Source organism: Pseudomonas sp. B22129, from assembly GCF_044218875.1.
Taxonomy (GTDB): Bacteria; Pseudomonadota; Gammaproteobacteria; order Pseudomonadales; family Pseudomonadaceae; genus Aquipseudomonas.
In genome coordinates this window covers 5,227,377-5,253,837 of sequence record NZ_CP162592.1, presented here as the reverse complement: position 1 = coordinate 5,253,837, position 26,461 = coordinate 5,227,377, and the positions used below count along the sequence as shown (strand labels likewise).

At 60.4% G+C, this 26,461-nt stretch carries 19 protein-coding genes; 10 read left to right on the top strand and 9 right to left on the bottom strand.

Going from position 1 to position 26,461, the window contains the following annotated elements; translation table 11 throughout:
• The first annotated feature begins 1 nt into the window (after position 1).
• Positions 2-583 carry a GNAT family N-acetyltransferase gene (locus AB4P94_RS24030; RefSeq protein ID WP_395607797.1) on the top strand — a complete coding sequence of 194 codons (582 nt, stop codon included), beginning with the start codon at positions 2-4 and terminating at the stop codon, positions 581-583.
• On the opposite strand, the gene AB4P94_RS24025 is transcribed toward AB4P94_RS24030, so the two are convergent.
• Entirely contained in the window at positions 580-1,473 is an 894-nt protein-coding gene (locus tag AB4P94_RS24025) for a LysR substrate-binding domain-containing protein (RefSeq protein WP_395607796.1), read from the bottom strand. The genes AB4P94_RS24030 and AB4P94_RS24025 overlap by 4 nt on opposite strands.
• A 157-nt stretch (positions 1,474-1,630) precedes the next feature.
• On the opposite strand from AB4P94_RS24025, the gene gspG reads away from it, so the two are divergent.
• From gspG to AB4P94_RS24010, 3 genes are all read left to right on the top strand, one after another.
• Positions 1,631-2,080, top strand: coding sequence for a type II secretion system major pseudopilin GspG (gene gspG / locus AB4P94_RS24020; protein ID WP_395607795.1), 450 nt, complete (start codon positions 1,631-1,633; stop codon positions 2,078-2,080).
• A gap of 103 nt (positions 2,081-2,183) precedes the next feature.
• Complete coding sequence (locus AB4P94_RS24015) at positions 2,184-2,528, top strand: hypothetical protein (RefSeq protein ID WP_395607794.1); 345 nt, start codon at positions 2,184-2,186, stop codon at positions 2,526-2,528.
• Positions 2,529-2,551: 23 nt separating this feature from the next.
• The gene (locus tag AB4P94_RS24010) at positions 2,552-2,902 is read left to right on the top strand and encodes a hypothetical protein (protein ID WP_395607793.1); all 351 of its coding nucleotides are present in this window, start codon (positions 2,552-2,554) and stop codon (positions 2,900-2,902) included.
• Positions 2,903-2,982: 80 nt separating this feature from the next.
• Here AB4P94_RS24010 and AB4P94_RS24005 read toward each other — a convergent pair whose 3' ends face one another.
• Positions 2,983-3,219, bottom strand: a complete 237-nt coding sequence (locus AB4P94_RS24005; protein ID WP_017136925.1) for a hypothetical protein — start codon at positions 3,217-3,219, stop codon at positions 2,983-2,985.
• 228 nt (positions 3,220-3,447) lie between these two features.
• Between AB4P94_RS24005 and AB4P94_RS24000 the strand changes: the two genes are divergently transcribed.
• Complete coding sequence (locus tag AB4P94_RS24000; protein ID WP_395607792.1) at positions 3,448-4,005, top strand: NADPH-dependent FMN reductase; 558 nt, start codon at positions 3,448-3,450, stop codon at positions 4,003-4,005.
• Positions 4,006-4,048: 43 nt separating this feature from the next.
• On the opposite strand, the gene AB4P94_RS23995 is transcribed toward AB4P94_RS24000, so the two are convergent.
• On the bottom strand, positions 4,049-4,678 hold the full coding sequence (locus AB4P94_RS23995) for an FMN-dependent NADH-azoreductase (protein ID WP_395607791.1): 630 nt from the start codon (positions 4,676-4,678) through the stop codon (positions 4,049-4,051).
• 95 nt (positions 4,679-4,773) lie between these two features.
• Here AB4P94_RS23995 and AB4P94_RS23990 point away from each other — a divergent pair, with 95 nt between their 5' ends.
• Positions 4,774-5,628: a LysR family transcriptional regulator gene (locus AB4P94_RS23990; RefSeq protein WP_395607790.1), complete on the top strand. Its 855-nt coding sequence runs from the start codon at positions 4,774-4,776 to the stop codon at positions 5,626-5,628.
• Between the two features lie 3 nt (positions 5,629-5,631).
• Here the strand turns inward: AB4P94_RS23990 and poxB are convergent, their stop codons facing one another.
• Both poxB and AB4P94_RS23980 read right to left on the bottom strand, forming a co-directional pair.
• Positions 5,632-7,356, bottom strand: a complete 1,725-nt coding sequence (gene poxB, locus AB4P94_RS23985; protein WP_395607789.1) for a ubiquinone-dependent pyruvate dehydrogenase — start codon at positions 7,354-7,356, stop codon at positions 5,632-5,634.
• Positions 7,357-7,433: 77 nt separating this feature from the next.
• Positions 7,434-8,666 (bottom strand): NADH:flavin oxidoreductase/NADH oxidase family protein, encoded by a 1,233-nt coding sequence (locus tag AB4P94_RS23980; RefSeq protein WP_395607788.1) that lies wholly within the window; start codon positions 8,664-8,666, stop codon positions 7,434-7,436.
• 73 nt (positions 8,667-8,739) lie between these two features.
• Between AB4P94_RS23980 and AB4P94_RS23975 the strand changes: the two genes are divergently transcribed.
• The gene (locus tag AB4P94_RS23975) at positions 8,740-9,144 is read left to right on the top strand and encodes a MerR family transcriptional regulator (protein ID WP_395607787.1); all 405 of its coding nucleotides are present in this window, start codon (positions 8,740-8,742) and stop codon (positions 9,142-9,144) included.
• Positions 9,145-9,182: 38 nt separating this feature from the next.
• Here the strand turns inward: AB4P94_RS23975 and AB4P94_RS23970 are convergent, their stop codons facing one another.
• Together AB4P94_RS23970 and AB4P94_RS23965 are read right to left on the bottom strand one after the other, a co-directional pair.
• Positions 9,183-9,677, bottom strand: coding sequence for a DUF934 domain-containing protein (locus AB4P94_RS23970; RefSeq protein ID WP_033902261.1), 495 nt, complete (start codon positions 9,675-9,677; stop codon positions 9,183-9,185).
• On the bottom strand, positions 9,661-11,319 hold the full coding sequence (locus tag AB4P94_RS23965) for a nitrite/sulfite reductase (protein WP_395607786.1): 1,659 nt from the start codon (positions 11,317-11,319) through the stop codon (positions 9,661-9,663). Before AB4P94_RS23965 ends, AB4P94_RS23970 begins: the two co-directional genes overlap by 17 nt.
• Before the next feature lie 423 nt (positions 11,320-11,742).
• Between AB4P94_RS23965 and AB4P94_RS23960 the strand changes: the two genes are divergently transcribed.
• Positions 11,743-12,810, top strand: a complete 1,068-nt coding sequence (locus AB4P94_RS23960) for an ABC transporter substrate-binding protein (protein ID WP_395607785.1) — start codon at positions 11,743-11,745, stop codon at positions 12,808-12,810.
• On the opposite strand, the gene AB4P94_RS23955 is transcribed toward AB4P94_RS23960, so the two are convergent.
• Entirely contained in the window at positions 12,807-13,025 is a 219-nt protein-coding gene (locus tag AB4P94_RS23955) for a DUF2970 domain-containing protein (protein WP_395607784.1), read from the bottom strand. The genes AB4P94_RS23960 and AB4P94_RS23955 overlap by 4 nt on opposite strands.
• 306 nt (positions 13,026-13,331) lie before the next feature.
• On the opposite strand from AB4P94_RS23955, the gene AB4P94_RS23950 reads away from it, so the two are divergent.
• Positions 13,332-20,279, top strand: coding sequence for an NEL-type E3 ubiquitin ligase domain-containing protein (locus tag AB4P94_RS23950; protein ID WP_395607783.1), 6,948 nt, complete (start codon positions 13,332-13,334; stop codon positions 20,277-20,279).
• A gap of 4 nt (positions 20,280-20,283) precedes the next feature.
• Here the strand turns inward: AB4P94_RS23950 and metH are convergent, their stop codons facing one another.
• Positions 20,284-23,994: a methionine synthase gene (gene metH, locus AB4P94_RS23945; protein WP_395607782.1), complete on the bottom strand. Its 3,711-nt coding sequence runs from the start codon at positions 23,992-23,994 to the stop codon at positions 20,284-20,286.
• A gap of 166 nt (positions 23,995-24,160) precedes the next feature.
• On the opposite strand from metH, the gene AB4P94_RS23940 reads away from it, so the two are divergent.
• Positions 24,161-26,452: a fatty acid cis/trans isomerase gene (locus AB4P94_RS23940; RefSeq protein ID WP_395607781.1), complete on the top strand. Its 2,292-nt coding sequence runs from the start codon at positions 24,161-24,163 to the stop codon at positions 26,450-26,452.
• Positions 26,453-26,461 lie beyond the last annotated feature (9 nt).

The window sequence follows — 26,461 nt, the reverse complement described above, 5'->3', positions numbered from 1 at the left end:
TATGCAAGCTGTAATGAACCCGAAGTACCCGGGGCTCAGTGTGCGTGTTGCCGACGAGGGCTTTGACGCCTACGTGTGGGGCAACGATTTCAGCTTTGAGGTTGGCGCCTATGGCGTGCCGCAGATGGGTCAGCGCGTCGATCAGTGGGCTGTGGAGCGCATCATGCCGTACCGCAAATGCTATGGCATCGACCCGCAAGAGTTCGCCAGTTTTCGTGATGCGCCGGACAGCGCGATCTTCATGGCCTACCTGGATGACCGTGCTGTAGGGCACATTGTGGTCAGCACCAACTGGAACGGTTTTGCCCATGTCGATGAGCTGGCCGTGGCGTTGCCCGCGCGGCGGCATGGGGTGGCCAAGGCGTTACTGGATGTGGCGCAGTTCTGGAGCCGCAAGAAGAACCTGCCGGGCATGATGCTCGAGACCCAGAACAACAACCTCGGCGCCTGCCGCCTGTATGAGCGTTGCGGGTATGTGATGGGCGGGATTGATCAACTGCGCTATCGCGGCATTGACCCAAACACTCGCGAGGTGGCGATTTTCTGGTACCGCCTGTTCAAGCAAGAAGTTGAACAGATTTAACCCGCCAACAGGCTTTCAGCCTTCTGCGTGACAATGTCCAGCAGTGCATTCAGTGCCGGCGTGGTCACGCCTTCCTTGAGGGTCAATGCAAAAAGGCTCACCAGAATCGGCGGCGACACCGGGCACGCATCCAGCCCTGCCTCCCGCGCGCCGAAGGCGGTGAAGGGGTCGACAATCGCCAGACCTTCACCGGCTTCGACCATGCTGCGCATCATCTGGTAGGTCTGCACGCGCGTTTGCACCACGGGCAGTGGCCGCAGGGCTTGCAGTTTGGCGTCGAGCAGGCGGCTTAAAGGGTCGTGGCCTTCCAGGCCGATCATCGACTGCCCGGCCAGGTCCTGCAGCGCGATGTATTTCTGTTTGGGCTTGAGCCAGCCATGGGGCGCGAGCAATTGCAGCTTGCCCTGGGCCAGCACGGTGCTCTGGATTTGCGGATGTTCCGGGTCGTGCAGGCTCAGGCCCACTTCGGCCTCATGCAGCAACAGGCTGCGCACAATGTCCCGGGTCGGTTGGCTGGACAGGTTGCACGGAGTGTCCTGAAAGCGGCGGCGCAGCACAGCGATGCTTTGCGGTAGCAGTTGATTGGCCAGTGGCGGGGTGCACAAGGCGCGCAAGGGCGGGGCATGGTGATGTTTCAAACGGCTGGCCAACCGTTGCACGGGCTCCAGCGCTTCATACACGCGCGCAATTTCAGCTTGCAGCTCCAATGTTTCGCGCGTCGCTTGCAAACGCCCGCGCACGCTGGCAAATAGCATGAAGCCCAATTGCTGTTCGGCCTCCTTGAGCGCTGCGTCAACATCGCCCACGGGAAGTTGCAACCATTCGGCCGCCAAGCCTGGATGTCCGGTCTGCAAGATGGCCTGAATCACTTCGATATGACGTAAACGCATGGCCGGAGTCTAGGGTGCACGCGGCGGGGTTTCAATGGCTGGGTAAAAAAGAGCGCGAGCCTGCGCCCGGGGCGTCTACCGTTAAGTCTGTGCGGTACTGCAACCGGCGGTTCACACAAAGCGTGTATCAACCAAAGCATTCAGAGGGAACCCTACAATGCCCGGCAAAACAGCAGCCAGTGACAGCTTGCACACTCAGCGCGGTTTTACCCGATGGGCCGTGCTGGTAGCGTTGGTCATCATCGGCTTGCTGGCGCTGGCCGTCGGGCCGCGGTTGTTTGGTGATGTGACGCTCGCGGAAATCGCCACGGCCAAAAGCCAGGTCGTCGAATTGGGCAAGGCTGTCGAGCAGTTCCATCAAGACACCGGCCGTTACCCAAGGGACGACGAAGGCCTCGATGCGCTGACCGCGCAGCCGGAAGGTGAAACCCGTTGGAAAGGCCCCTACGTCAAAGACGAACTGCTGACCGACCCTTGGGGTGTGTCCTATCAGTACCACTATCCGCCCAGCCAGGCGCAAACCCCCTTTGATCTGTTCTCGTTCGGCAAAGACCGCACCCTCGGGGGTGTCGGGGAGAACAAGGATATTACCTACGGCGACCACTGATACCTCTGGTATTGCCCACCGACCTGATTAGAATGGCGGTTCTGATCATCAACGACCCATGCCGTTTACCCGGCAATTACAACAAAAACAGGTCTGGTCTCACATGCCTCTACCCGCGATCTTCTTCGGGGTAACGGCCAAGCAACTTCTGGTCCTGGTGACCGTGGGGTGCGCGGCTGCTTATCTCTTCAATGCCAGCGATGAACACACCCCGGAAAACCTCGCGCTTGAGGCGTTTATCCGTTCCCAGGAACAGGTCGGCGAGCAGGTGGGCACGGTGCTGGGTATTACGCTGGTGCGCCAGGTGGTGGCGTATCCCGCGTACGGCGCGCCGGGCTATAAGCGTTTGATGTATGACGTCGAAGGCGAGAAGGGGCGATTGGTGGTGACGCTTAAACAACTGGATGGCGAGCAGGCCGTTGAAGTGACGCAGATTCGTCAACCTTGACAGGTGGTGCCAGGGAGGTACCCGTGAGTGCTTTTGAACGAAAACGCTGGAAGTGGTGGCTGGTCGCAGTCATCGCAGTGTGCGTGGCCGGTGTGGTCGCCAAGTACTACGAAATCCACGATCCGTACAATGTCGAGTTTCAGGCGTTTATTCGCTCTCAGTCGAGCGTGGAAGAGCAGGTGGGCGTCATTTCTTCCGTCAGCGTGATCAAGCGTGTGCACAGCTATCCCGGCTTCGGTGGCCCGGCTGGCGATACCCCGGGTTACGAACTCTATCTGTATAGCGTTGAGGGAGACCGTGGGCGGGCATGGGTCGAGGTCAGGAAAATGAATAAAAGCCCGCACGCCGAGATTACAAGTGTGCAACTTCGTTAAGCAGGATGCGGGCCGCCCAGCCCAGCCAGTGCCGAAAAATGGGCAAGACTGAGCAGGTAGGTTCCGGGTCAGGCGGGATCTTATGAAGCGAGGGTCGTTTGCGATTCGCGCACAATGATCGTGCCCGACTGAATCAGTTTGAACTCATCACCTTCCAACTTTTCTACACGGTCGCCAATGGCCAGCTTGTAGGTGGTGGTAGGCGTCGAGCCAGCCTGGCTGTCCTGCGCCGGGTTGGATTCCTGGAACTCATGCACTGAATACACGCGTCCTTCCGCGTCTCTGGCATGGAACTGTCCGACAAGTACTGCAGCCATCTGTTTAGAACCTCTGGAGATAAACACTCGATTTGCGGTTCTGTAGACCGTCATCGAGCGGGGTAGTTTACCTATGGAAAAAAAATACTATTCGTTGAAGCATTCAGACGCTTCCTACGCAAACGGCAGCGCGGAAAGCCACGACGGGAACTTCACAAGCTGCTGGTGAACACGCCTTGAAGACTCTATAACTACAAGCTCCTTTAGTCAGACGTCGGGAAAACCTCAATGAGCAAGGTCTACACGATTGCCGTCCTGGTGGGCAGCTTGAGAAAAGCGTCGATCAACCGCAAAGTTGCTTTGGCATTGGCTGAACTGGCCCCTGCCAACCTCAAGTTGAATATTGTTGAAATTGGCGATTTGCCGCTCTACAACGAGGATATCGACCAAGGTACGCCGCCGGAAGCCTACAGCACTTTCCGCAAACACGTGAGCTCATCCGACGCGGTGTTGTTTGTGACGCCGGAATACAACCGTTCCGTGCCTGCCCCGTTGAAGAATGCTATCGACGTGGGCTCCCGCCCGTATGGGCAAAGCGCGTGGAGCGGCAAGCCGGGGGCGATCATCAGCGTGTCACCGGGAGCCATCGGCGGTTTTGGTGCGAACCACCATTTGCGCCAGTCCCTGGTGTTCCTCGACGTACCGTGCATGCAGCAACCGGAAGCCTATCTGGGCGGCGCGGGAGCTGTGTTTGACGAGGCGGGTGCGTTGTCGGAGAAGACCAAGCCTTTCTTGCAAGCGTTTATCGATGCCTACGGCAAGTGGGTGGCGAAGCAGCACGGCTGATCATCGAGACCCGGCGCAAGGCCGGGTCTTTTTCTGCGGGCGCTCAGGCGAGGCGATCAGCCAGCGCAAAAGCCTGTTCGGTGGAGTACTGGCGTGAGGCCTGATCGACTTGGGGCCCCAGGATGGTCTTCTCGACGTACAACGAATGCACGTCGGTTACCCCGATGAACCCGAGCCACGCGTCCATGTAAGGTTTCTGGAAATCCATTGCCTGGGCATCCGGCGTCGAAAAGTCCATGCCGCGGGCATACACATTAATCGCCGTTTTATCGTGCAGCAGGCCGCGCAAGCCGTGTTCCGGGCTGAACTCGAACAGCACGTCCTTCTGCGACACCACGTCGATAAAGTGCTTGAGCTTGTAGGGCACCGCGAAATTCCACAGTGGCACCGAGAACACCAGCACGTCAGCCTGATGCAGGTGGGCGGCCAGGGCTTTCAATGCCTTCCACGCAAACGCCTGTTCTTCTGTCAGTGCCGTGCCGCTCAAGCCGGCGTACTTGGCGTCCATCACCGGGCCATCGAATTCGGGCAAGTCGAGTGACCACAGGTCCAACGTCACCACCTCTGTGACCGGCGCGTTTTGCTGATAGCGGCTGATAAAGTGACGGGCGATCTCCAATGATGCGGAGCGTTGTTTGCGTGGCGAGCATTCGATGTGCAGTAGGGTGGTCATGGCGAGCCTCGGGGAAAGTTGACCCGGGCATTGCAACATAGCGAGTTGTGAAATATAAATCGTGTTTTAACGCGTAATTGATCAGGTTGCGGAATATGTTCGACCCCCTGTTACTCAAGACCTTCGTTGCCGTCGTGGATGAGGGTGGTTTCAGCCGTGCAGGCGAACGGCTGCACCTGACGCAATCGGCGGTCAGTGGCCATTTGCGACGCCTTGAAGAACAGGTCGGCAAGCCGCTGCTGACGCGCACCACGCGTTCCCGGCAACTGACGCCGGACGGTGAGCGCCTGATGGCTTACGCGCGTGGCATTCTGGCGTTGAACCGCAATGCCTGGGCTGAGCTGACGCGCTCGGCGTTTGAAGGAAACCTGCGGGTAGGTGTGTCGGAAGAGTTCGCCGATGCACGGTTGTTGCGCGAGTTACAGGAAGCCGCCGCCGAATACCCCGGCCTGCACATCAGCGTGCAAGTTGGCATTCCCGGTACATTGTTGACCCGTATGAAGCAGGGCGAACTGGATGTGGTGGTGGGTTCGTTGTGTGAGTCCAGCGAGCCAGGCCTGGCGCTGTGGCGCGAGCCATTGGTGTGGGCCTGGTCGGCGCAGCCGGTGGTGACGCTGCCATCCCCTTTGCCCCTGGCGTTGTTTCCCGAACCTTGCCCTTACCGGGAAGCGGCGCTGTCACGGTTGGCCCAGGCGGGTATTGCTCAACGTACTGCGATGCAATGCAGCAGTTATGCTGCACTGCAGGCTGCCGCATCCGCCGGTTTTGCCATCGCCCCCATGGCGCGTAGCCAGGTGGGGCCGGGGCTGACGGTACTCGGCGCCGAGCACGGTTTACCCGCATTGCCCGACGCCGAGTTTCGGCTGTTCAGCGCGCCGGATGCGGACCCTCGAATGGTCGAAGTCATCACCCAAGTGGTGGTCCGCTACGGCGCAGCCCGGCGTTATTGACGGTCAGCGCAGCCAGTTGGTGCGCGCGAGCTCGATCACTTCATCACCGCGCCCGCTCATCACCGCTTTGAGCATGTACAGGCTGAAGCCCTTGGCCTGTTCCAGCTTGATGGTCGGCGGCATGACCAATTCCTGGGTCGCCGTGACCACGTCCACCAGCACCGGGCCGTCATGGGCCAGGGCACGGCGCAATGCCGGTTCCAGGTCTTCGGATTGCTCCACACGAATACCCAGGATGCCCATGGCATTGGACATGGCCGCGAAGTCCGGGTTTTTCAGCTCGGTGCCGGTGTCCAGATAGCCGGCGGCTTTCATTTCCATCGCGACAAAACCCAGTGACGAGTTATCGAACACGATGACTTTTACCGGCAATTTCAACTGCGCCAGGGAAATGAAATCCCCCATCAACATGGCGAACCCGCCGTCGCCGGACATCGAAATCACCTGCCGCCCGGGGAAGGCGGCCTGCGCACCGATGGCCTGGGGCATGGCGTTGGCCATCGAGCCGTGGTTGAACGAGCCGATCAGCCGGCGTTTGCCGTTCATTTTCAAATAACGCGCGGCCCACACCGTCGGCGAGCCGACATCAGCGGTAAAGATTGCATCGTCATCGGCCAACTCACTGAGCAGCCGCGCCACATATTGCGGATGGATCGGGCGGTCGGCCTTGGACGGCTGCGCCAGGTCATCCAGGCCTTGGCGGGCCTTCTCGTAATGCTTCAATGAGGTTTCGAGGAAGCTGCGATCGGTTTTGCGCGTCAGGCGGGGCAGCAGCGCCGCGAGGGTCTCGCTGACGTCAGCGGCAATCCCCAGGTCCAGTGTGGCACGCCGGCCCAGCGCCTGCGGGTTGCGGTCCACCTGAATGATTTTTGCGTCGGTGGGGTAGAACTGGCGGTAGGGGAAGTCCGTGCCGAGCATGATCAGCGTGTCACAGTCGAGCATGGCGTGGTAGCCCGAGCTGAAGCCGATCAGGCCGGTCATGCCCACGTCAAACGGGTTGTCCCATTCCACATGTTCTTTGCCGCGCAGGGCATGCACCACCGGCGCGCCCAGCGCATCGGCCAGCGCCACCACCTGGTCGTGGGCACCGGCACAGCCGCTGCCGCAGAGCAGGGTGACTTTCTCGCTGCTTTGCAGAATCTCGGTGAGCTGTTGCAGGTCTTGCTCGGCCGGTAATGTGCGCGGGGCATGCAGTGCAGGCCAGGGCTTGAGCGTGTCTTCGACTTCCAGCAGTGATACGTCGCCGGGGATTACCACCACGGCCACGCCACGGTTGAGGATTGCCGAGCGCATGGCGCGGTGCAGCACGTGGGGCATTTGCGCGGGGTTGGTCACCAGCTCGATAAAGTGGCTGCACTCCTTGAACAGTTCCTGGGGATGGGTTTCCTGAAAGTAATTCAGGCCGATCTCCGAGGAGGGGATTTGAGCCGCAATCGCCAGCACCGGCACGTGGTTGCGATGGCAGTCGAACAGGCCGTTGATCAAGTGCAGGTTGCCCGGCCCGCAACTGCCTGCGCACACGGTCAGCTCACCGGTGGCGGCAGCTTCGGCGCCAGCGGCGAAGGCGGCCACTTCCTCGTGACGCACGTGCATCCACTCGATGCTGTCCATGGTGCGCAGGGCGTCGGTGAGGCCGTTGAGGCTGTCGCCGGTCAGGCCCCAAATGCGCTTGATGCCCGCCTGTTCAAGGGTGGTCGCCAACTGCTGGGCCAGGTTGATTTTCGCCATGAAGAACTCCAATCGTCAGTGAGGTTAAAAGCTGCTGATCAGTAGAGGACAGTTCGATCACGGCGAATGCTCACCCTTTAATGTGAAAGTTGAGTCATGGCGGCGCGGTATTGGCGGGTGCGTCGCGCCAGAAACCATTGGTCACGCACCAGCGCCATGCACGGTTTGACGTCGGCCTTGGGCGCATGGCCACGGCTCAGGCGGCGCATCTGGTAGCGCACCACGGCCAGGGTGGCGAGGGCGGCCAAAGGCTTGCGCTGCCAATTGATCGGCTTGAGTTGCGGGTTGAGGTCGCGGCCTTCGCGCCAGTGCCTGATCAGTTGCGGTTCCAGGGTCAGGGCGGTGGCGATGCCGGCCATGGCGATGCCACTGTCCAGCACCTGCTGCACGACCGGCAAGCGGCGAATGCCCCCGGTGACCATCAACGGCAGGGTGGCGATGGCGGCCAGTTCCCTGGCGAACTCCAGAAAGTACGCTTCGCGCGCCAGGGTGCGGCCATCACGCGCTTCGCCTTGCATGGCCGGTGCTTCGTAGCTGCCGCCGGACAGCTCCAGCAGGTCGATGGGCAACGGGTTGAGCAGTTGCACCACGGCGCGCGCATCGGCAGCGTCGAAACCGCCGCGCTGGAAATCGGCCGAGTTGAGTTTCACTGCCACGCAAAACGACGGGCTGACGCTGGCACGAATGGCGGCGATCACCTCCAGCAGCAGGCGTGCACGGTTCTCCAGCGAGCCGCCCCAGCGGTCGGTGCGTTTGTTGCTCAGGGGCGACAGGAACTGGCTGAGCAAGTAACCGTGGGCGGCGTGGATTTGCACCCCGGTAAACCCGGCTTTCTCGGCCAGGCGCGCGCTGGTGGCGAAGCGTTTGATCACGTCCTGAATGTCATCCTCGGTCATGGCCTTGGGCATCGCGAACATCTTTGAGAAACCGCCCAGGTCCAGCGCAACGGCCGAAGGTGCCACGGAAGGCTGGCGCAGATTGCCTGGGGTCTGGCGCCCCGGATGGCTGAGCTGCACCCAGAAGTGCACGCCTTTGGCCCGCGCGACGTCGGCCCATTCACGGAAGCTGGCCAGGTGCTGCTCGTCCTCCAGGGCCACGCCGCCGGGGCCGGTCATGGCGCGGCGGTCGATCATCACGTTGCCGGTAATCAGCAGGCCCGGTTCACCTTCGGCCCAAGTCTTGTACAACTGCTTTAGTTCGCGCGACGGGGCCTGGTGCACGTCTGCCATGTTCTCCTCCATCGCCGCCTTGGCGATACGGTTGGAGAGGACTTGGCCATTGGGCAGTTGCAAGGCTTCAAAGGGTGACATTGGGTTGACTCCTGAGCGGGGGAGGCCTCAGGCTAAGCTTAAAGTTAACTTTAATGTCAAGCAGGGTTTGGCGATGAATATCGGTGAGTTGGCAAAACAGAGCGGGCTGGCCGCGTCGCGTATTCGCTTTTATGAGGCCGAAGGCTTGATCAGCCAGGTGGGGCGCCAGGCCAATGGCTACCGGCGTTATTCAGAAGAGGCGCTGCAAACCCTGCAATTGATTCAGAGCGCGCAACAGGCCGGGTTCACCTTGCAGGAACTCAAGGCGCTGATGCCGGCCCCGGGCGAGCACAAGCGTGAGGAGTTGATTGAAGGGCTGGAACGCAAGGTGGCGCAGATCGAAGTGATGCAAGCGCAACTGGCCCACAGCAAGGCGCAGTTGCTCGGCGTGATCGAGGCGGTGCGCGCCCAGCCTGAAGGCGTGCCGTGTTCCATGGGGCAGCAGCAGGTGTTGGCGTCGATTAAACCGCAGCCATAAAAAAGCCCCGGCATGCCGGGGCTTTTTTGCGCTCTCGCTTAGCGACGACGGAACAGTGGCAACGGCTCATCCGTTGCAGCCTGGTACGTCACCGAGAAGTCCTTGAGGCTTTCCAGGGCTTCGTACGGGTCTTTGTCGGCGCGCAAGGCGAAGGCATCGAACCCGCAGCGGCGCAGGTAGAACAACTGGTCGCGCAGCACATCGCCAATCGCGCGCAGCTCGCCCTTGTAACCGTAACGGTCACGCAGCAGGCGGGCGTTGGAGTAGTTGCGCCCGTCGGTGAAGGCCGGGAAGTTCAGGGCGATGACCTGGAAGTGTTCCACGTCGTCACCGATTTCTTCGGCTTCTTCTTCGGCGTCCAGCCACACACCCAGGCCGCCGTCGCGGGCCTTGAGGGCGTGGGCGTGTTCGCGCCACAGCGCCAGCGGCACGATCAGGTCGTCGCAGTTGGAGATGCCATCGAAGCTCGCGTCTTTTGGCAGCAGGTGCCAGGTTTCGTCGAGGACTTCGTTGTTCTTAATGATTCGCTGCATAGACGCGCTCCTTGAACAGGTCGATGCCGATGCGCTGATAGGTATCGATGAAACGCTCATCTTCGGTGCGCTGCTCGACGTACACGTCGATCAGTTTGCCGATCACTTCAGGCATGGCTTCCTGGGCGAAGGACGGGCCCAGGATCTTGCCCAGGCTCGCATCGCGGCTGGCGCTGCCGCCCAGGGACACTTGGTAGAATTCTTCGCCTTTCTTGTCCACACCCAGAATGCCGATGTGGCCGACGTGGTGGTGACCACAGGCGTTCATGCAACCGGAGATGTTCAGGTCCAGCTCGCCAATGTCGAACAGGTAGTCCAGGTCGTCGAAACGGCGCTGGATCGACTCGGCGATCGGGATCGACTTGGCGTTGGCCAGGGAGCAGAAGTCGCCGCCCGGGCAGCAGATGATGTCGGTCAACAGGCCGATGTTCGGCGTGGCGAAACCGCCTTCGCGCAGCTCGCCCCACAGGGTGAACAGTTGGCTCTGCTCCACGTCCGCGAGAATGATGTTCTGCTCGTGGGAGGTGCGCAGTTGGCCATAGCTGTAGCGGTCAGCCAGGTCGGCGACGGCGTCCAGTTGCTTGTCGGTGATATCGCCCGGTGCAACACCGGTGGGTTTGAGCGACAGGGTCACGGCCACATAGCCCGGCTTCTTGTGCGCCAGGGTGTTGCGGCTGCGCCAGCGGGCGAAACCCGGGTGCTGCTGGTCGAGTTCGGCCAACTCGGCGGTCTGATCTCTCAGGGCCTTGTAGTCCGGATCGACAAAATGCTTGGCAACGCGGTGGACTTCGGCGTCGGTCAGGGTGGTCTGGCCGCCGCGCAGGTGTTCCATTTCAGCGTCGACTTTCTGGGCAAACACCTCAGGGGTCAGCGCCTTGACCAGGATCTTGATCCGGGCCTTGTACTTGTTGTCACGACGGCCGTAGCGGTTGTAGACCCGCAGGATGGCGTCGAGGTAGCTCAACAGGTCTTGCCACGGCAGGAATTCGTTGATGAAGGCGCCGACCACCGGCGTACGGCCAAGGCCGCCACCGACCAATACGCGAAAGCCCAGCTCGCCGGCTGCGTTGTGCACCGGCTCCAGGCCGATATCGTGCACTTCAATGGCCGCACGGTCCGAGGTCGAGCCATTGATGGCGATCTTGAACTTGCGGGGCAGGAAGGCGAACTCAGGGTGGAAGGTGGTCCATTGACGGACGATTTCGCACCAGGGGCGTGGGTCGATCAACTCGTCGGCGGCAACGCCGGCAAATTGGTCGGTGGTCACGTTGCGCAGGCAGTTACCGCTGGTCTGAATGGCGTGCATCTGCACGGTGGCCAATTCAGCCAGGATGTCGGGCACGTCCTCCAGCGCCGGCCAGTTGAACTGTACGTTCTGGCGGGTACTGATGTGGGCGTAGCCTTTGTCGAAGTCACGGGCAATCTTGGCCATCATGCGCGTCTGGCGCGACGTCAGTTGGCCATAAGGCACGGCCACCCGCAGCATCGGCGCAAAGCGCTGAACATAAAGGCCATTTTGCAGGCGCAGAGGGCGGAACTCTTCTTCGCTCAGTTCACCTGCCAGATAGCGTCGGGTCTGATCACGGAACTGCTTGACGCGGTCCTCGATGATGCGCTGATCGTATTCGTCGTATACGTACATATAGGTCCTGTTCTCGGCAAATCTGCGCGCACGGCCGCGCACTCCCAACGGAGCCGGCGCACGATACCAGTTTGCGTTTATGCGCAAAAGTGATGTTTGAGTATATGTAAATAACCAAAATGACTAATGAGACTGATTCTCGCAATGCCCACATTTGTCATGGGGGCAAGTGTGGTCTTTACTGTCGTCGAGTCTTAGTGCAATCACCTATAAAACCGACAAGAGGCGATGCGATGAGCAATTCTACAAAAGCCCGTAAACCCGACAGTACCGTTGATGCCTGGGCAATTTTGTTCCTGATCATCCTGGTGGTGGGAACCGCAGTCTTCTGGGTCAGCCACCAGTAAAAGAGCGTTGATTGAGCCTTCATTGAGTGTCGCATTGCCATTATCATGGCGCTCAACGTTCAAGGCTTGAACAACTATGTTGAAGGTTCTGATTACGTGTGCGTGGTTGCTGGGATCGGCGTACGGGGCGATGGCCCATGCGACGTCGGTGGTGTTTCTCAACCCTGGCATGTCGACTGAAACCTTCTGGGTCAGCTACACGCAATTCATGCAGGCCGCGGCCAAGGACCTCGGCCTGGATTTGCGTGTGCGTTATTCCGAGCGTGATGGCCAAAACACGGTGAATCAGGCGCGGCAAGTGCTGCAAGGCAACGAGCGGCCGGACTACCTGGTGCTGGTGAACGAAGAGTACGTGGCGCCGCAGATCCTGCGCATGGCCCGGGGCAGTGGGGTCAAGCTGCTGATGGTGAACAACAGCCTGACGGCCGACCAGGTGCAACTGCTCGATGCCCACCGCGACACCAACTGGATCGGCAGCCTGGTGGCCGATGACGAGCAGGCCGGTTATCTGATGCTTTCCGACCTGCTGCGCCAGCACGGCCCGGTTGCGCCGGGTGTGACCATCGATTTGCTGGCGTTTTCCGGCGCGAAAAATACCCCCGTCTCACAACTGCGCGAGCAGGGCCTGCGCCGCGCTCTGGCGGAACACCCGCAAGTGCGCTTGCGCCAGCTGGTCTACGGCGAATGGAGCCGCCAGCGGGCTTTCGAGCAGGCCACGCAACTGTTCAAGCGCTACCCGCAGACGGCGCTGGTGTGGTCGGCCAATGATGAGATGGCGCTGGGCGCCATGCAGGCCCTGCAAGGCAGCGGGCGCACGCCGGGCAAAGATGTATTGTTCAGTGCCGCTAACAGCTCGCCGGCTGCCTTGAAAGCGCGTTTGGAGGGACGGCTCACCACTCTGGTCGCGGGGCACTTCACCCTGGGCGGCTGGGCGATGGTGCTGATCAATGACGATGCCAGGGGCGTGGACATCAGCGCCTACGGCGGGCGTGACCGTCAGGAAGCGCTGTTCCAACTGATTGATGCCCGGCAGGCGCAGCGTTTGCTGGGGCCTTTGCCGTCCGTGGATTTTCGTGGGATGTCGGCCGTGGGCAAGCCTTCATCCTACCGCTACCCGTTCAGCCTGCAGTGGCTGCTGCGCTAAACGCCGGCCATCAGCAGCACCAGCTTAACGATGCCGAACAGGGTCAAGGCAAATACCACCGTAAACAGGATGCCCAGGATCACAAAGTGGCTGGGCTTGCCGTGGGTGAAATCACGCGCGCGGTTTTTGCCGCTCTGCACGCCAAAAGCAGCAGCCATGACGCTGTGCAGCATCTGCCAGAAGGTAGGCGGCTTGTTGTTGACCGGATCGTCCATACATCCCTCGACACAAGATGTGTGAAAGACAGCATAGACAATCCTTCTCGAGCCTGGAGGTTGTCGTCACTGCGCTTTCCTTCTCTGATCTTTTTGCGAAAACCGCTATTGGGTTTGCGCAGGGGACCGCATGTCGTCATGCCCGTTGCGGAAGTCAAAAACCGCCACAGCGGCATTTTTGATGATAGGGCCTGGGGCGCTTGAGTGCGCTAGCGCGCGTGCTGAAGGCCACAACAGTGCACCGCTTTAAGGTGCCTGTGACGTGATTTTCTGATGCTTCTTCATGACGCATCAGGAATCCGCAACATGCCCACCCCTTCATTTCATACTTCATTCATCAAGGCCAAGCTGCCTGGCTGGATCAAACATCTGGCGGTATCGGATATCCCGGCGTTGCAACGTGCCCGCGACCCGGTGCAGCAATTCAAGCAGGCCTTTCCCGACACGTTCGCTGCCGCCAGCCCGCAACTGCGCCAGGCCTTGATAGACAGCGGTGTACGGCGCCAAGCGTCAAGCCAGGCTCTGGCTACTGTGCTGAAAGATTTCAAAGGTATTACCGAGTTTGCCGAGCCGTTGCTGCTCGAAGCCCTGCGCAAACAGTTCGGCCTGGCTCCCGACGTCAACAAGACCCTGATTTACCATATGCGCGCGCCGAACCATATGACTCAGCAATCGTTGTTGCAAGCGGCGCTGCGCAACTTCCAGGCCGATGAGCCGTTTGATGAGATCGCGTTGCAGGAAACCAGCGGGCTGGCGCCGGCGGGCTCACTGCAGCAGATCCTTTACGATAAACAAGATAAGTATCCGTTTGCGAAAGTGCGCTACCACCTGCGCGACAGGCTGGCGATCAAACCTGCGGAGTTCGCCAGCCTGTGCCGCGAGCTGGATGTGGGCAAGCAGTACCAGGAGCACCTGAGCAGGGTGTTTGAAACACCCGCGACTGCTGCACAGGTGCGCCAGCAGATGATCGAGGCCAACAAGGATACGTTGCGGGTCCAGGTCCATATCGCCCGAATACGCGCGGCAATCAGCGAATCTGCCTGCACAACGATGCTCGCGCTCCTTGATGGCTCGCCCACGCCATCGTTTTATGGTTGGCCGCTGGCGTACAGCCAATTGAATCTGCTGGGGGCTGACGTGAGCGACGTGGTGATTATCAGCTCTACCTTGCGCAGGCGGGCTGTAGTCACTGATTTCGTCCCTCCCAGAGTCAGGCAATACGGGTCGTTGCTCGTCTCCAGCCGCATCATCGTATGGATCCCGGGCGACCCGTTGGAGCCGCTCAAGGAGTACCGCTCGATCGAGGCGTTTTTCAAGCAGTGGGTGATCAAGCTGCGCTCACCCAGCTATCAGCGTTTTGTTGCTGGCCTTTTACCCCAGGATCAAGCTCCGACATTTTGGCGACGGCTCAAAAGCCAGTTGAAAGTCTTGCGTTGGAACCCGCACCCTGTGCGCCCGGGTCCGAACTACAACCCCAAGGTTTTTGCCAATGGCATTTACGAGTCCGTTTGGAACGACGACGTCAAACTGCACGCCAAAGAGTCATTTATAGACACCGAAGTGTTCGGCCATCTCTATGAAAAGCACCTGGTACGCGTCAAGTCCAACGCAAAGCTGCTGGCGGTGCCCACCGAGCAGGTTGATCACGATGCCTGGGTCAATCGGCTCATGCACTGGGCCGAATGGGGGTTGAATGTGCTCAATGTCGCGGCGTTTTTTGTGCCCGGCGTGGGCGAGGTGATGATGGCTGTCACTGCCATACAACTGGGCTATGAGGTGTATCAAGGCGTTGAAGCGTGGAGCGCCGGCGACAGTGAAGAAGCCTGGGCGCATTTGACCTCGGTCATGCAGAACGTCGCGTTCATGGCGGTACTGGGGGCTGCGGCAAGCAAGGCGCCGCCGATAGTGCCGTCGGCGTTCGTCAACGGGATGACCCGGGTGCGATTACCTTTTGGCAAGCTGCGTTTATGGCATCCGGACCTTGCGACGTACAAAAGCAATATTTCGCTCAAAGGCCTCAAACCCAATGCCCTGGGACAGTATGAAACCGCCGGCAAGACCTGTATCACGCTGGATGGCGATACTTACGAAACGACTTTCGACCCGGCGCTCAAACAATGGCGGATCAAGCACCCGTACGACAGAGACGCTTTTGAGCCAGTTTTGCAGCATAACGGCTCCGGCGCCTGGCATCATCGCCTGGAACGACCGCTGCAATGGCAGCGTTTGGCATTGCTACGACGCGTCGGGCCGCATATGGAGCGCTTCACCGACGCACAAGTGGAGCGGATCGCGCAGGTCAGCGGGTTCAGCGATGAGGCCCTGCGTGCACTGCACGTTGATAATGAAGCTGCGCCCCCGGAGTTTGCGCAAGCGGCGCGGCTGTTCGAGGTTGACCGGCAGGTGGACGAAGTGATCGGGCAAGTCCGCGCAGGAACCCCCATGGAGGAGCCTGGTCAATTCGTCGTTCCGCTGGCCGTGGAAATGCCCGGATGGCCGGTTGAGGTTGAGATTGAAGTGCTAAGCAGCCCGGAATCCTGGGCGACTTCAAAGCGCTATGGCGCGGGCACTGCAAAACGGCCGATCAAAATCACCCGCTCTGAGGTCGCCGCCGGGAAGTTGCCGGAAAAAATCCTCGCAGGCCTGGACGAAACGCAGACCACTCGTTTGCTGGGCCCTGAAAGCACCCAGACGAACGCGGATCGCATGCAGCTCTTCAGAGAACGCTTGGCCGATTACGCACAAAGCCGAAAAAAGTCGTTGTTCGACAGCTTGCTGAGCGGTCAAGCCGCGCCAGATGCCGATACGAAGGCTCTGCAGCGCGCTTTCCCGTCATTGTCGCCAGAGGCCGCGCAGCAGGTACTGAGCAGTGCCAGCGCCGACGAGTTGAGCCAGTTGCGCAGCACCGGGCGCATCCCCTTGGCGCTGGCCAAGGCCATTCGTGTGCCCCTGCATCAGGGCCGTTTGAGCCAGGCACTTGCCGGCTTGTACCTGGAAAACCTGGCATCCACGGCCAGTGACCGGCTGGCGTTGCACAGCCTGGAGCAAATGCCCGGCTGGTCGACGGATATTCGGGTAGAAGTGCGCTCTCTTGGTATTGAGGGACCGTTGGTAGACAGCATCGGCAGTGAGCAGGCGTCGGTGCGGTATTACCTGATCAAAAACGGGGATGGTTTTCTGGCCATGGACACTGAGGGCAGGGCGCTCAATAGCGCCGCCACGGATGGCCGGAATCTGTTCGAGTCGCTGCTGGAAGTGCTACCGGATGCATGGCGGCGTTCCCTGGGGGAAAACCCGAGTGAAGCCTTGCGCGAGCAGGTGGCTGATTATGCGTGCAGCCATCGTGACGCCATGTCGCAAATCCTCAAGCGCGGGGGCGGTACAGGACGCTTGCGTCGAGGGCCAGGCCGGATTGGCTATGCCGCCAGTGGTGAGGTCGCGGGCTTCGCCGATGCGCCATTGATCGCGAGAGTGCGGGATATCTATCCCAATATCACTGACGATCAAGCGTTGCAATTTATCAGGAGCCGCCAGCTTGCGGGGGATAGCGATCAGCAAGTGTTCCACCTGTTGGAAAACCGCCGCAGGGAGTTTGAGGGGCTCAATACGGTACTTGATGGCTGGGTTGAAAGTGCTGCATCGCAGCCTTGGGCAGCCCGGTTCGGGCAGGGTCGACGTGACATCGCCAATCGGATCATTGCCTGCTGGCGAGGCGGGCTTTATCGCGGGATGACACCCGCGTACAGGCTTTCGCTGCTGGGGGCAGACGAACTGCCGGCGTGGGATGCTGATTTTTCCCATGTCAGCGCCGTGCAGGTATACAGCTCCCAGCTGGCGGATGGCACGCTTGTGCCGCGTTTCAGCGCATTAAAGAAGCTTGAAATTCTCGGCGGCATGGAAGGTGTGGCGAGCCTGGCCGACCAATTGCCCGCACTCAACCGCATTACCGAACTGAGCCTTGAGCTGCAGGAAGGGTTCACGACCTATTCACCGGCATTGACCCAAGCGCTGCAGGGCATGACTCAGTTGCAAGAGTTGTACTTGCGCGGGAGCCTTCCGGTACTGGACTACAGCACCTTTACGGCATTGCGTAAGGTCACGCTCAGTGGAAACCTGCGTGAATGGCCAACGGGTCTTCTGACGCTCGACAGCCTTGAATCAGTGGACCTGTCGTCGACAAAAATTGCATCGCTGCCTGATGCGCTCTTCAGTGGGCATGAACGGTTGTGGCGTGGCTTGCAGTTGAACTGGAAGGCGTTGGAACAACAGGCGTTCATGAGGGCTTTTGAGTACCTGCATGAAAATCCGGCTCATCTGGTGGATGAGTCGAAGATGGTGGGGGACTTCTGCAAGGGGCAACTTGAAGATTTGGTACCCCGTGATCAAACGTTCGCGTCCAATGCCTTCGCCGCCCTGAAGCAAGAGGGGTTGTCGAACCGGGCGTTGCTGGCGAAGATCGAGGCGTTGCGTCAGCAATACCACGACTTGAATGCCTCTCTGGTGCAGTGGGAAGGTGTCCCGGCTCCACGGGTGGATGGCGAACAAATGAGTGGCGCTGACCGCTCACGATTGGCGGACAAGTTGCGGGACTGTTGGCGCGATGCGCAAAGGGCCAGGTATGCGCCTAGCGAGCCTGTGGCAGGGCCGTCCCGTGGTCGCTCAGAGCCCGATGCAGCAGAAACGTTGAGCTTGTGGGAGTTCGGTGCTCCGGGCGACTTGCCGGCCTTGAATGAAGTTGTCTTTGAGCAAGTCCGTTGCCTGAGACTGGGGGGCGCCAAGCTGACGGCCACACAGCTCAATGAGTTCCTGAGCGGGTTTCCTCACCTGCGTGAACTCGACCTGCATGATAACCGCTTGACCGAGCTGCCCCAGGCCCTTGAAGCGTTGCCGCAACTGACTGACCTGAACCTGTCCGGCAATGAACTGACGATCACGGCGTCGACCCAGGCGCGATTGAACCGCTTGAGCAGTGTGCAGCGGCTGAACTTGTCGCGAAATCGCGTCGGCAACCTGACGGTCACTTCGTTGACTGAACTGAGGTCACTGAACCTGGCGCGGACCCACATCACGGCATGGCCTGAAGGTGTGCTCAGCTTACCGCAGCTGGGTTTCCTGGACCTGAGTTACAGCGCTGTCCAGACCATTCCCGATGCTGCATGGACAGGGCACGAAGTGCTGCTGTCAGGCACCAGTTTGCGCGGCTGCCGCTTAAGCCCGCCGGCACTGGCCAGGGCGCAGGCATTTGCAATCAGTACCGGCCCCGGTACACCGCTGTCGACCCTGTTCGTCAATCCGTTCGGGATAGAACGAGGCTTGCTGGCCGCCGGCAGGACCGGGGGTGATCCGGAGTTCTTCCCGGTGGAGGTGGCGCAGCAACCGGACCTGCTGCTGCCTTTACCGGGTGCAGTGCCTGATCTGCCGTTGACATCCGCCGAGCGCCTGCAACGGCTTGATCCTCAGCTGGATGCAGCTCAAGCTATCCAGCGAATCAATACATGGCTTGCACAAGAGGTCAGTGCCCTGGACATTGAAGCCGCATTGCGCCAGTGGCAGGTGCAATACGAAACAATGGTCCAGGACTTCAATACCTGGATCGATCGCCCTGCAACCCGCAGCCGTGACGGATGGGCGAACGCCACCGACCGCCGACGGGCTGCAGACCGCCTGCTGACCTGCTGGCGAGAAACGCTGAGCGATGTGCGTACCGCAGAATCTGGGGCTGACTATAGCGTTGACTTGAGCGGGCTGAACCTGGGGGACTTGCCGGAGCTGAAGGCCACCTTCAGCCATGTGGGATCACTGAACGTCAGTGGTGCACGGCTGACGCGTATTCCGGACGCATTTGTACGCGCTTTTCCCCGGTTGAACCATCTGCTGCTCAATGACAACTCGCTGGGTGCATTGCCCGAATCCGTCAGCCATCTGGCAGACCTTACCCATTTGGGCGTCGGTAATAACGCGCTGCTGACGAGCGGGCCGTTGCAACACGTACTGCGCGCTTTGCCGCGTTTGCGAGTACTGGACTTGTGGCAAAACCGATTGGAGACGTTTGACATGACCGGTCTTGATCACTTGCAAAGCCTTGATCTGAGCCAAAACCTGTTATCCGACTGGCCGACGGGAGCCTTGGAAGCACCCGTGCTGAACCACCTGAACCTGAGGAGTAACGCGTTTGAAGAACTTCCCCCCGGCGCACTTGAACAGCAACATGCAGCCCTGATGGCGGGTACTGACTTGTCCGATAACCCGTTGATGGCGCAAGAGTTCATCCGGCTACGTGAATACTTCAACGAAACCGGACAAGGCTTGGGTTATACCGCTGGGGACATTGACCGCGAGCTGGAGGGAGGCGGCGCGGGTGTGTTTGATGACGAGGGCGCTGACGTCCACCCTGAGCTTGAATCCGCGCAAACCCAGAAAGACCGCTGGTTTGAAGGTGTCGCGGCAGACTCCGAGAAACACGAGATGTGGGATACGGTGATGGGCGCAGACAGCACCGGGGATTTTGCCAACATCCTGGCGCAACTGCGCCACACACTCGACTTCATCCAGGACCGCGCCGGTCTTGCCGGACGGGTCTGGGACGTTGTGGAAGGCGCGTATGTCGATACGGCACTGCGTGAGCGGCTCATGGGCATCGCTCGGGCTTCGAGGCATCGCGTGACCTGCGGCGATGGCCGAATTTTGCTGTTCAATGCATTGGAGGTCGAGGTGTATGAGTTCAATGCCTTGCGCGAGGTTGACCCCACTGACAAAGGCCGGGCACTGCTGAAACTGTCCCGGGGGTTATTCCGCCTGGCCCAATTGGAAGCGATCGCCGGCGAGCGTATTCAAATCAACCCGCACATTGACCCTGCGGAAATTCGTCTGGCCTATCGGGTCGGCCTGGCTGAGCGCCTGGGGCTGCCGAGGCAGCCCAAAAACATGCTGTTTGAAGGCCTTTCAGGCGTGAGACCAGCAGACTTGGAAGCGGCTTATCAGAAGGTCCTTGAGCAGGAACAGACACCGGCATTCAACGAGCAACTGATCGCGCGCACCTACTGGAAAGAGTATTTGCTGGAGAAATACCCCGACGACTTCGCCGGGCAGCAAGAAGCCCTTCAAGCCAAATTCCTGGCGCTGGAGGATGAGTACCCCGATATCAACTCGGAGTACCTCCAGAAGATGGACGCCCTGCAAAAGGCCAACGAAGTTGAACGGCAAACGTTGATGATGCAGTTGTCAGCGCGGGAAATCGCCGCGCTGGGCAACTAGCCGATCAGTTGTCGTAGCCCAGGTTCGGCGCCAGCCAACGCTCGGTCACGCTCAGGTCCTGGCCTTTACGTGCGGTGTAGCTCGTCACCTGGTCCTTGTCGATCTTGCCCACGGCAAAGTACTGCGCCTGCGGGTGGGCGAAATACCAGCCGCTGACTGCCGCCGCCGGGAACATTGCGTAGTGTTCGGTGAGGAATACGCCGCTGCGGCCGGCTTCCATTTCGCGCGCTTGCGGGTCGAGCAGCTGGAACAAGGTGCCTTTCTCGGTGTGATCCGGGCACGCCGGGTAGCCGGGGGCAGGGCGGATGCCGCTGTACTGCTCCTTGATCAGCGCTTCATTGTCCAGTTGCTCGTCCTTGGCATAGCCCCAGTAGTCTTTACGCACCTGCTGGTGCAGCCACTCGGCGCAGGCTTCGGCCAGGCGGTCGGCCAGGGCCTTGACCATGATCGAGTTGTAGTCGTCGCCCGCGTCCTGATAGGCCTTGGCCACTTCTTCGGCGCCGATGCCGGCGGTGGTGATGAAACCACCCACGTAGTCGGTCACGCCGCTGTCTTTGGGCGCCACGAAGTCGGCCAGGGAGAAGTTCGGCTTGCCGTCGGTCTTGATAATCTGCTGGCGCAAGTGATGCAGGGTTGCCAGGGGCTTGCCGTCATCGCCGTAAACTTCCAGGTCATCGTCCTTGACCTGGTTGGCCGGCCAGAAGCCGAACACTGCGCGGGCGCTGATGAGTTTTTCGTCGATCAGCTTGGCGAGCATTTCCTGAGCGTCGGCATACAGCGCACGCGCTGCTTCACCCACCACTTCGTCGTCGAGGATGCGTGGGAATTTGCCGGCCAGGTCCCAGGAAATAAAGAACGGCGTCCAGTCGATGTATTCGGCCAGCACCTTGAGGTCGATATTGTCCAGCACTTTGGCGCCGGTAAAGGTCGGCACCACCGGGGTGTAGGTGGTCCAGTCGAACTGCGGCTTCTTGGCGATGGCGGCCGGGTAGCTCAGGCGCTCGGTACGGGCGCTGCGGTTGGCGGTGCGCTCGCGCACTTCCACGTATTCCTCGCGGGTACGCTCGACAAAACCGGCTTTCAATTCCTTGGACAGCAGCTGTGTCGCCACGCCCACCGCGCGCGAGGCGTCGGTAACGTACACCACCGCATCGTTGCTGTATTTGGGCTCGATCTTCACCGCCGTGTGCGCCTTGGAGGTGGTGGCGCCACCGATCATCAGCGGCAGGTGGAAGTTCTGGCGCTGCATCTCGCGGGCCACGTGCACCATTTCGTCCAGCGACGGCGTGATCAGGCCGGACAGCCCGATGATGTCGCACTTCTGCTCCTTGGCCACCTGCAGGATCTTCTCCGCTGGCACCATCACGCCCAGGTCGACGATGTCATAGCCGTTGCAACCCAGTACCACGCCGACAATGTTCTTGCCGATGTCGTGCACGTCGCCCTTTACGGTGGCCATCAGAATCTTGCCCTTGGCCTCCGGCTTGTCGCCCTTTTCCAGCTCAATGAACGGAATCAAGTGGGCCACGGCCTGCTTCATCACGCGGGCGGATTTCACCACCTGGGGCAGGAACATTTTGCCCGCGCCGAACAGGTCGCCGACGATGTTCATGCCGGACATCAGCGGGCCTTCAATCACTTCAATCGGGCGCGCGAACGACAACCGCGATTCCTCGGTGTCTTCAACAATGTGCGTGGTGATGCCCTTGACCAGTGCATGTTCCAGGCGCTTGTTCACGGGCCAGCCGCGCCATTCCTCGGTCTCGGCCTCTTTGACGCTGCCGTCGCCCTTGTACTTGTCGGCGATGGCGAGCAGGGCGTCGGTGCCTTCCGGCGTGCGGTTGAGCACCACATCTTCCACGGCGTCACGCAGCTCGGCGGGGATCTGGTCGTAGATCTCCAGCTGGCCGGCGTTGACGATGCCCATGGTCAGGCCGTTGCGGATTGCATACAGCAGGAACACCGAGTGGATCGCCTCGCGTACCGGGTTGTTGCCACGGAACGAGAACGACACGTTGGACACGCCACCGGAGCTCAGCGCGTACGGCAGCTCGTCACGGATGTAGGCGCAGGCGTTGATAAAGTCGACGGCGTAGTTGTTGTGTTCTTCGATACCGGTGGCGACCGCAAAGATATTCGGGTCGAAGATGATGTCTTCCGGCGGGAAGCCGACTTCGTTCACCAGGATGTCGTAAGAGCGTTTGCAGATTTCTTTCTTGCGCGCTTCGGTGTCGGCCTGGCCGGCCTCGTCGAACGCCATCACCACCACGGCGGCGCCATAGCGTTTGCACAGTTTGGCATGATGGATGAACTGCTCGACGCCTTCTTTCATGCTGATCGAGTTGACGATGCCCTTGCCCTGGATGCACTTGAGGCCGGCTTCGATCACTTCCCATTTGGAGGAGTCGATCATGATCGGCACGCGGGAGATGTCCGGCTCGCCGGCAATCAGATTGAGGAAGGTCACCATGGCCTTCTTCGAATCGAGCATCCCTTCGTCCATGTTGATGTCGATCACCTGAGCGCCGGCTTCCACCTGCTGCAGGGCGACTTCGAGGGCTTCGGTGTAGTTGTCTTCACGGATCAGCCGGGCGAACTTGGCGGAACCGGTGATGTTGGTACGCTCGCCGACGTTGACGAACAGCGAGCTGCGATCAATGGTGAACGGCTCCAGGCCCGACAGGCGGCAGGCCTTCGGAATGTCCGGGATCACGCGCGGCGCATAGCCGGCCACGGCCTTGGCGATGGCTTCGATGTGGCCCGGCGTGGTGCCGCAGCAGCCGCCGACGATGTTGAGGAAACCGCTCTGGGCGAACTCTTCGATAACCTTGGCGGTTTGCGACGGCAGCTCGTCGTACTCGCCGAATTCGTTGGGCAGGCCGGCGTTAGGGTGCGCGGAAACGTGGGTGTTGGCCTTGTTCGACAACTCTTCCAGGTACGGGCGCAGCTCGCTGGCACCCAGGGCGCAGTTCAGGCCGACCGAAATCGGTTTGGCGTGGGCTACCGAGTTCCAGAACGCTTCGGTGGTCTGGCCCGACAGGGTGCGGCCGGAGGCATCGGTGATGGTGCCGGAGATCATGATCGGCAGTTCGATATTCAGCTCTTCGAACACGCCCTGTACGGCAAAGATCGCCGCCTTGGCGTTGAGGGTGTCGAAGATGGTCTCGATCAGGATCAGGTCGGCGCCGCCCTCGATCAGGCCTTTGGTGGCTTCGGTGTAGTTTTCCACCAGCTCATCGAAGGTCACGTTGCGGTAGCCGGGGTTGTTCACGTCCGGGGACAGCGAGCAGGTGCGGCTGGTCGGGCCGAGGACGCCGGCGACGAAACGCGGCTTGGCCGGGTTTTCCGCGGTCTTGGCATCGGCGACTTTGCGCGCCAGGCGTGCGCCTTCCACGTTCAGTTCATAGGCCAGCTCTTCCATGCCGTAGTCGGCCATGGAAATGCGCGTGGCGTTGAAGGTGTTGGTTTCAAGGATGTCGGCGCCAGCATCCAGGTAGGCTTTTTCGATGCCGCCGATCACGTCAGGGCGAGTGATCACCAGCAGGTCGTTGTTGCCCTTCACATCGCTCGGCCAGTCGGCAAAGCGTTTGCCACGGTAGTCATTTTCCTCAAGCTTGTAGCTCTGGATCATCGTGCCCATACCGCCGTCGAGGATCAGGATGCGTTCCTTGAGGGCTTGATGAAGGGCTTGCAGACGAACGCTACGATCGGACATGGGACTACTCTGGTCAGGCATTTCGGAGGGCGGCAATCATAGCAAACCTGCGCCGATTTAGAGTATGCGCAAATTTTGCATGAATATCGCTCATGTTGTTACGGGCCGTGGCCCGGTAGAATCACCGGCAATTTTTCAGCGCACGCCTTGAATCGGGACCGGGTACATGTCATTTCGTCTTATCGTCAGCGCGGTGCTGCTGCTGATTGCCAGTAGCACTCAGGCGCAAAGCCCGGCTCCCGCGCTTTCCTATACCCGCGACATCCAGCCGATTTTTACCGAGAAGTGCGTGGCCTGCCATGCCTGCTACGACTCCGCCTGCCAACTGAACCTGGGCAGTGCCGAAGGCGCGGCCCGGGGCGCGAGCAAAGTGCCGGTCTACGATGGCGAACGCAGCCAGGCCACGCCTACCACGCGCTTGTTCTATGACGCCTTCGGCAAACAAGCCTGGCAGCAGAAAGGCTTCTACTCGGTGCTGGACGCCCAGGGCAGCCAGGCCGCCTTGATGGCGCGCATGTTGGAGCTGGGCCACAACGCGCCGCTGCAGCCCAATGCCAAGTTGCCCGATGACATCGTGCTGGGCCTGAACCGCGAAAATATGTGCGCCATGCCGGGCGAATTCAATGCTTACGCCGGTAGCCATCCCAAGGAAGGCATGCCGCTGGCCGTGACCGGCCTGACTGACCAGCAATATCAGACGCTGCAGCGCTGGCTGGCGTCCGGCGCGCCTATCGACGAGCAAGGCCTGGCGCCCAGCGCGAAAGAGGCGTTGCAGGTGCAGCAATGGGAAAATCTGTTCAACCGGCCCGGCGCTCGCGAAAGCCTGGTGGCGCGCTGGTTGTTCGAGCACTTGTTCCTGGCCCACATCTATTTCGAGAACGGCGAGCCGGGGCATTACTTCCAGTGGGTGCGCTCGCGCACGCCAAGCGGTCAGCCGATCGACCTGATCGCCACCCGTCGCCCGAATGACGACCCTGGCACCCAGGTGTATTACCGCCTGTGGCCGGTGCAGGGGGTGATTGTGCATAAAACCCACATCACCTATCCGTTCAGCGCAGCGAAAATGGCACGCGTCAAGGAGCTGTTCTACGCCGACAATTGGCAGGTCAACGCCTTGCCGGGCTATGGGCCGGGCAGCCGCGCCAACCCGTTCGCCACCTTTGAAGCCATCCCGGCCAAGGCGCGTTACCAGTTCATGCTGGATAACGCCGAATACTTCGTGCGCACCTTTATTCGCGGGCCGGTGTGCCGTGGGCAGATTGCCACGGACGTGATTCGTGACAACTTCTGGACCCTGTTCCAGGACCCCGATCACGACCTGTACATCACCGATGCCCGTTACCGTGGCCAGGCCACGCCATTGCTGGCGATGCCCGGGCAGAACGACGATGTCGGCAGCGTGCTGAGCCTGTGGCTGGCGTATCGAGACAAGCGCAACCAATATGAAGCCCTGCGCCGCGACAATTACGCCGATTTACCGCCACCCAGCTGGTCAACCCTGTGGGCCGGCAATGACAACGCGTTGCTGAGCATCTTCCGCCACTTCGACAGCGCCTCGGTGACCAAGGGCCTGATCGGCGAAGTGCCGCAAACCATGTGGCTGTTCGACTACCCGCTGCTGGAACGCACCTATTATCAGTTGGCAGTGAATTTCGACGTATTCGGCAACGTGTCGCACCAGGCCCAGACCCGCCTGTATTTTGACCTGATCCGTAATGGCGCCGAGCAGAACTTCCTGCGCCTGATGCCGGCTGACAGCCGCGACAGTTTTATGGACGACTGGTACCAGAACAGCGGCAAACTCAAGCTGTGGCTGGACTACGAAGCGATTGATGACGACAAACCAACGGGTTTGCACCTGGACGAAAAAGATCCGAAACGCGACTTCGCCAACCAGCTCCTGACCCGTTACGGCGACTTGAACGCCAGCCCGGACCCGATCAACCGCTGCACCGGCGCCTATTGCTCGCGTGACGGCATTGACCCGGCGTTGCAGGATGCCGAGCAGGCGTTGAGCCGCCTGACGTCGCGCCCGGCGGCGGGGCTCAAGGTGATTGACCAGTTGCCTGAAGCCACGATGTTGCGCATCGAAACCACCAGCGGCAAGCGCGTGGTTTACAGCATGTTGCGCAACCGGGCACACAGCAACGTGGCGTTCTTGCTGGGCGAGGCTTATCGCTATCAGCCTGGCCTGGACACGGTGACCATCTATCCGGGCGTGCTGAGCAGTTATCCGAACTTCATGTTCAATATTCCGGCTCAGGAAGTGCCGGAGTTCGTCACCGCAATGGAAAATGCCAAGGACGCCAAGCGTTTCGAGAAGATTGTCGACCGCTGGGGGATTCGTCGCAGCCACCCGCTGTTCTGGCAGTATTTCCATGATTTGTCACAGTACATCCACGAAACCACGCCGGTGGAAGAGGGCGTGCTGGACATGAACCGCTATGAGAACCTCTAGCGCAGTCTG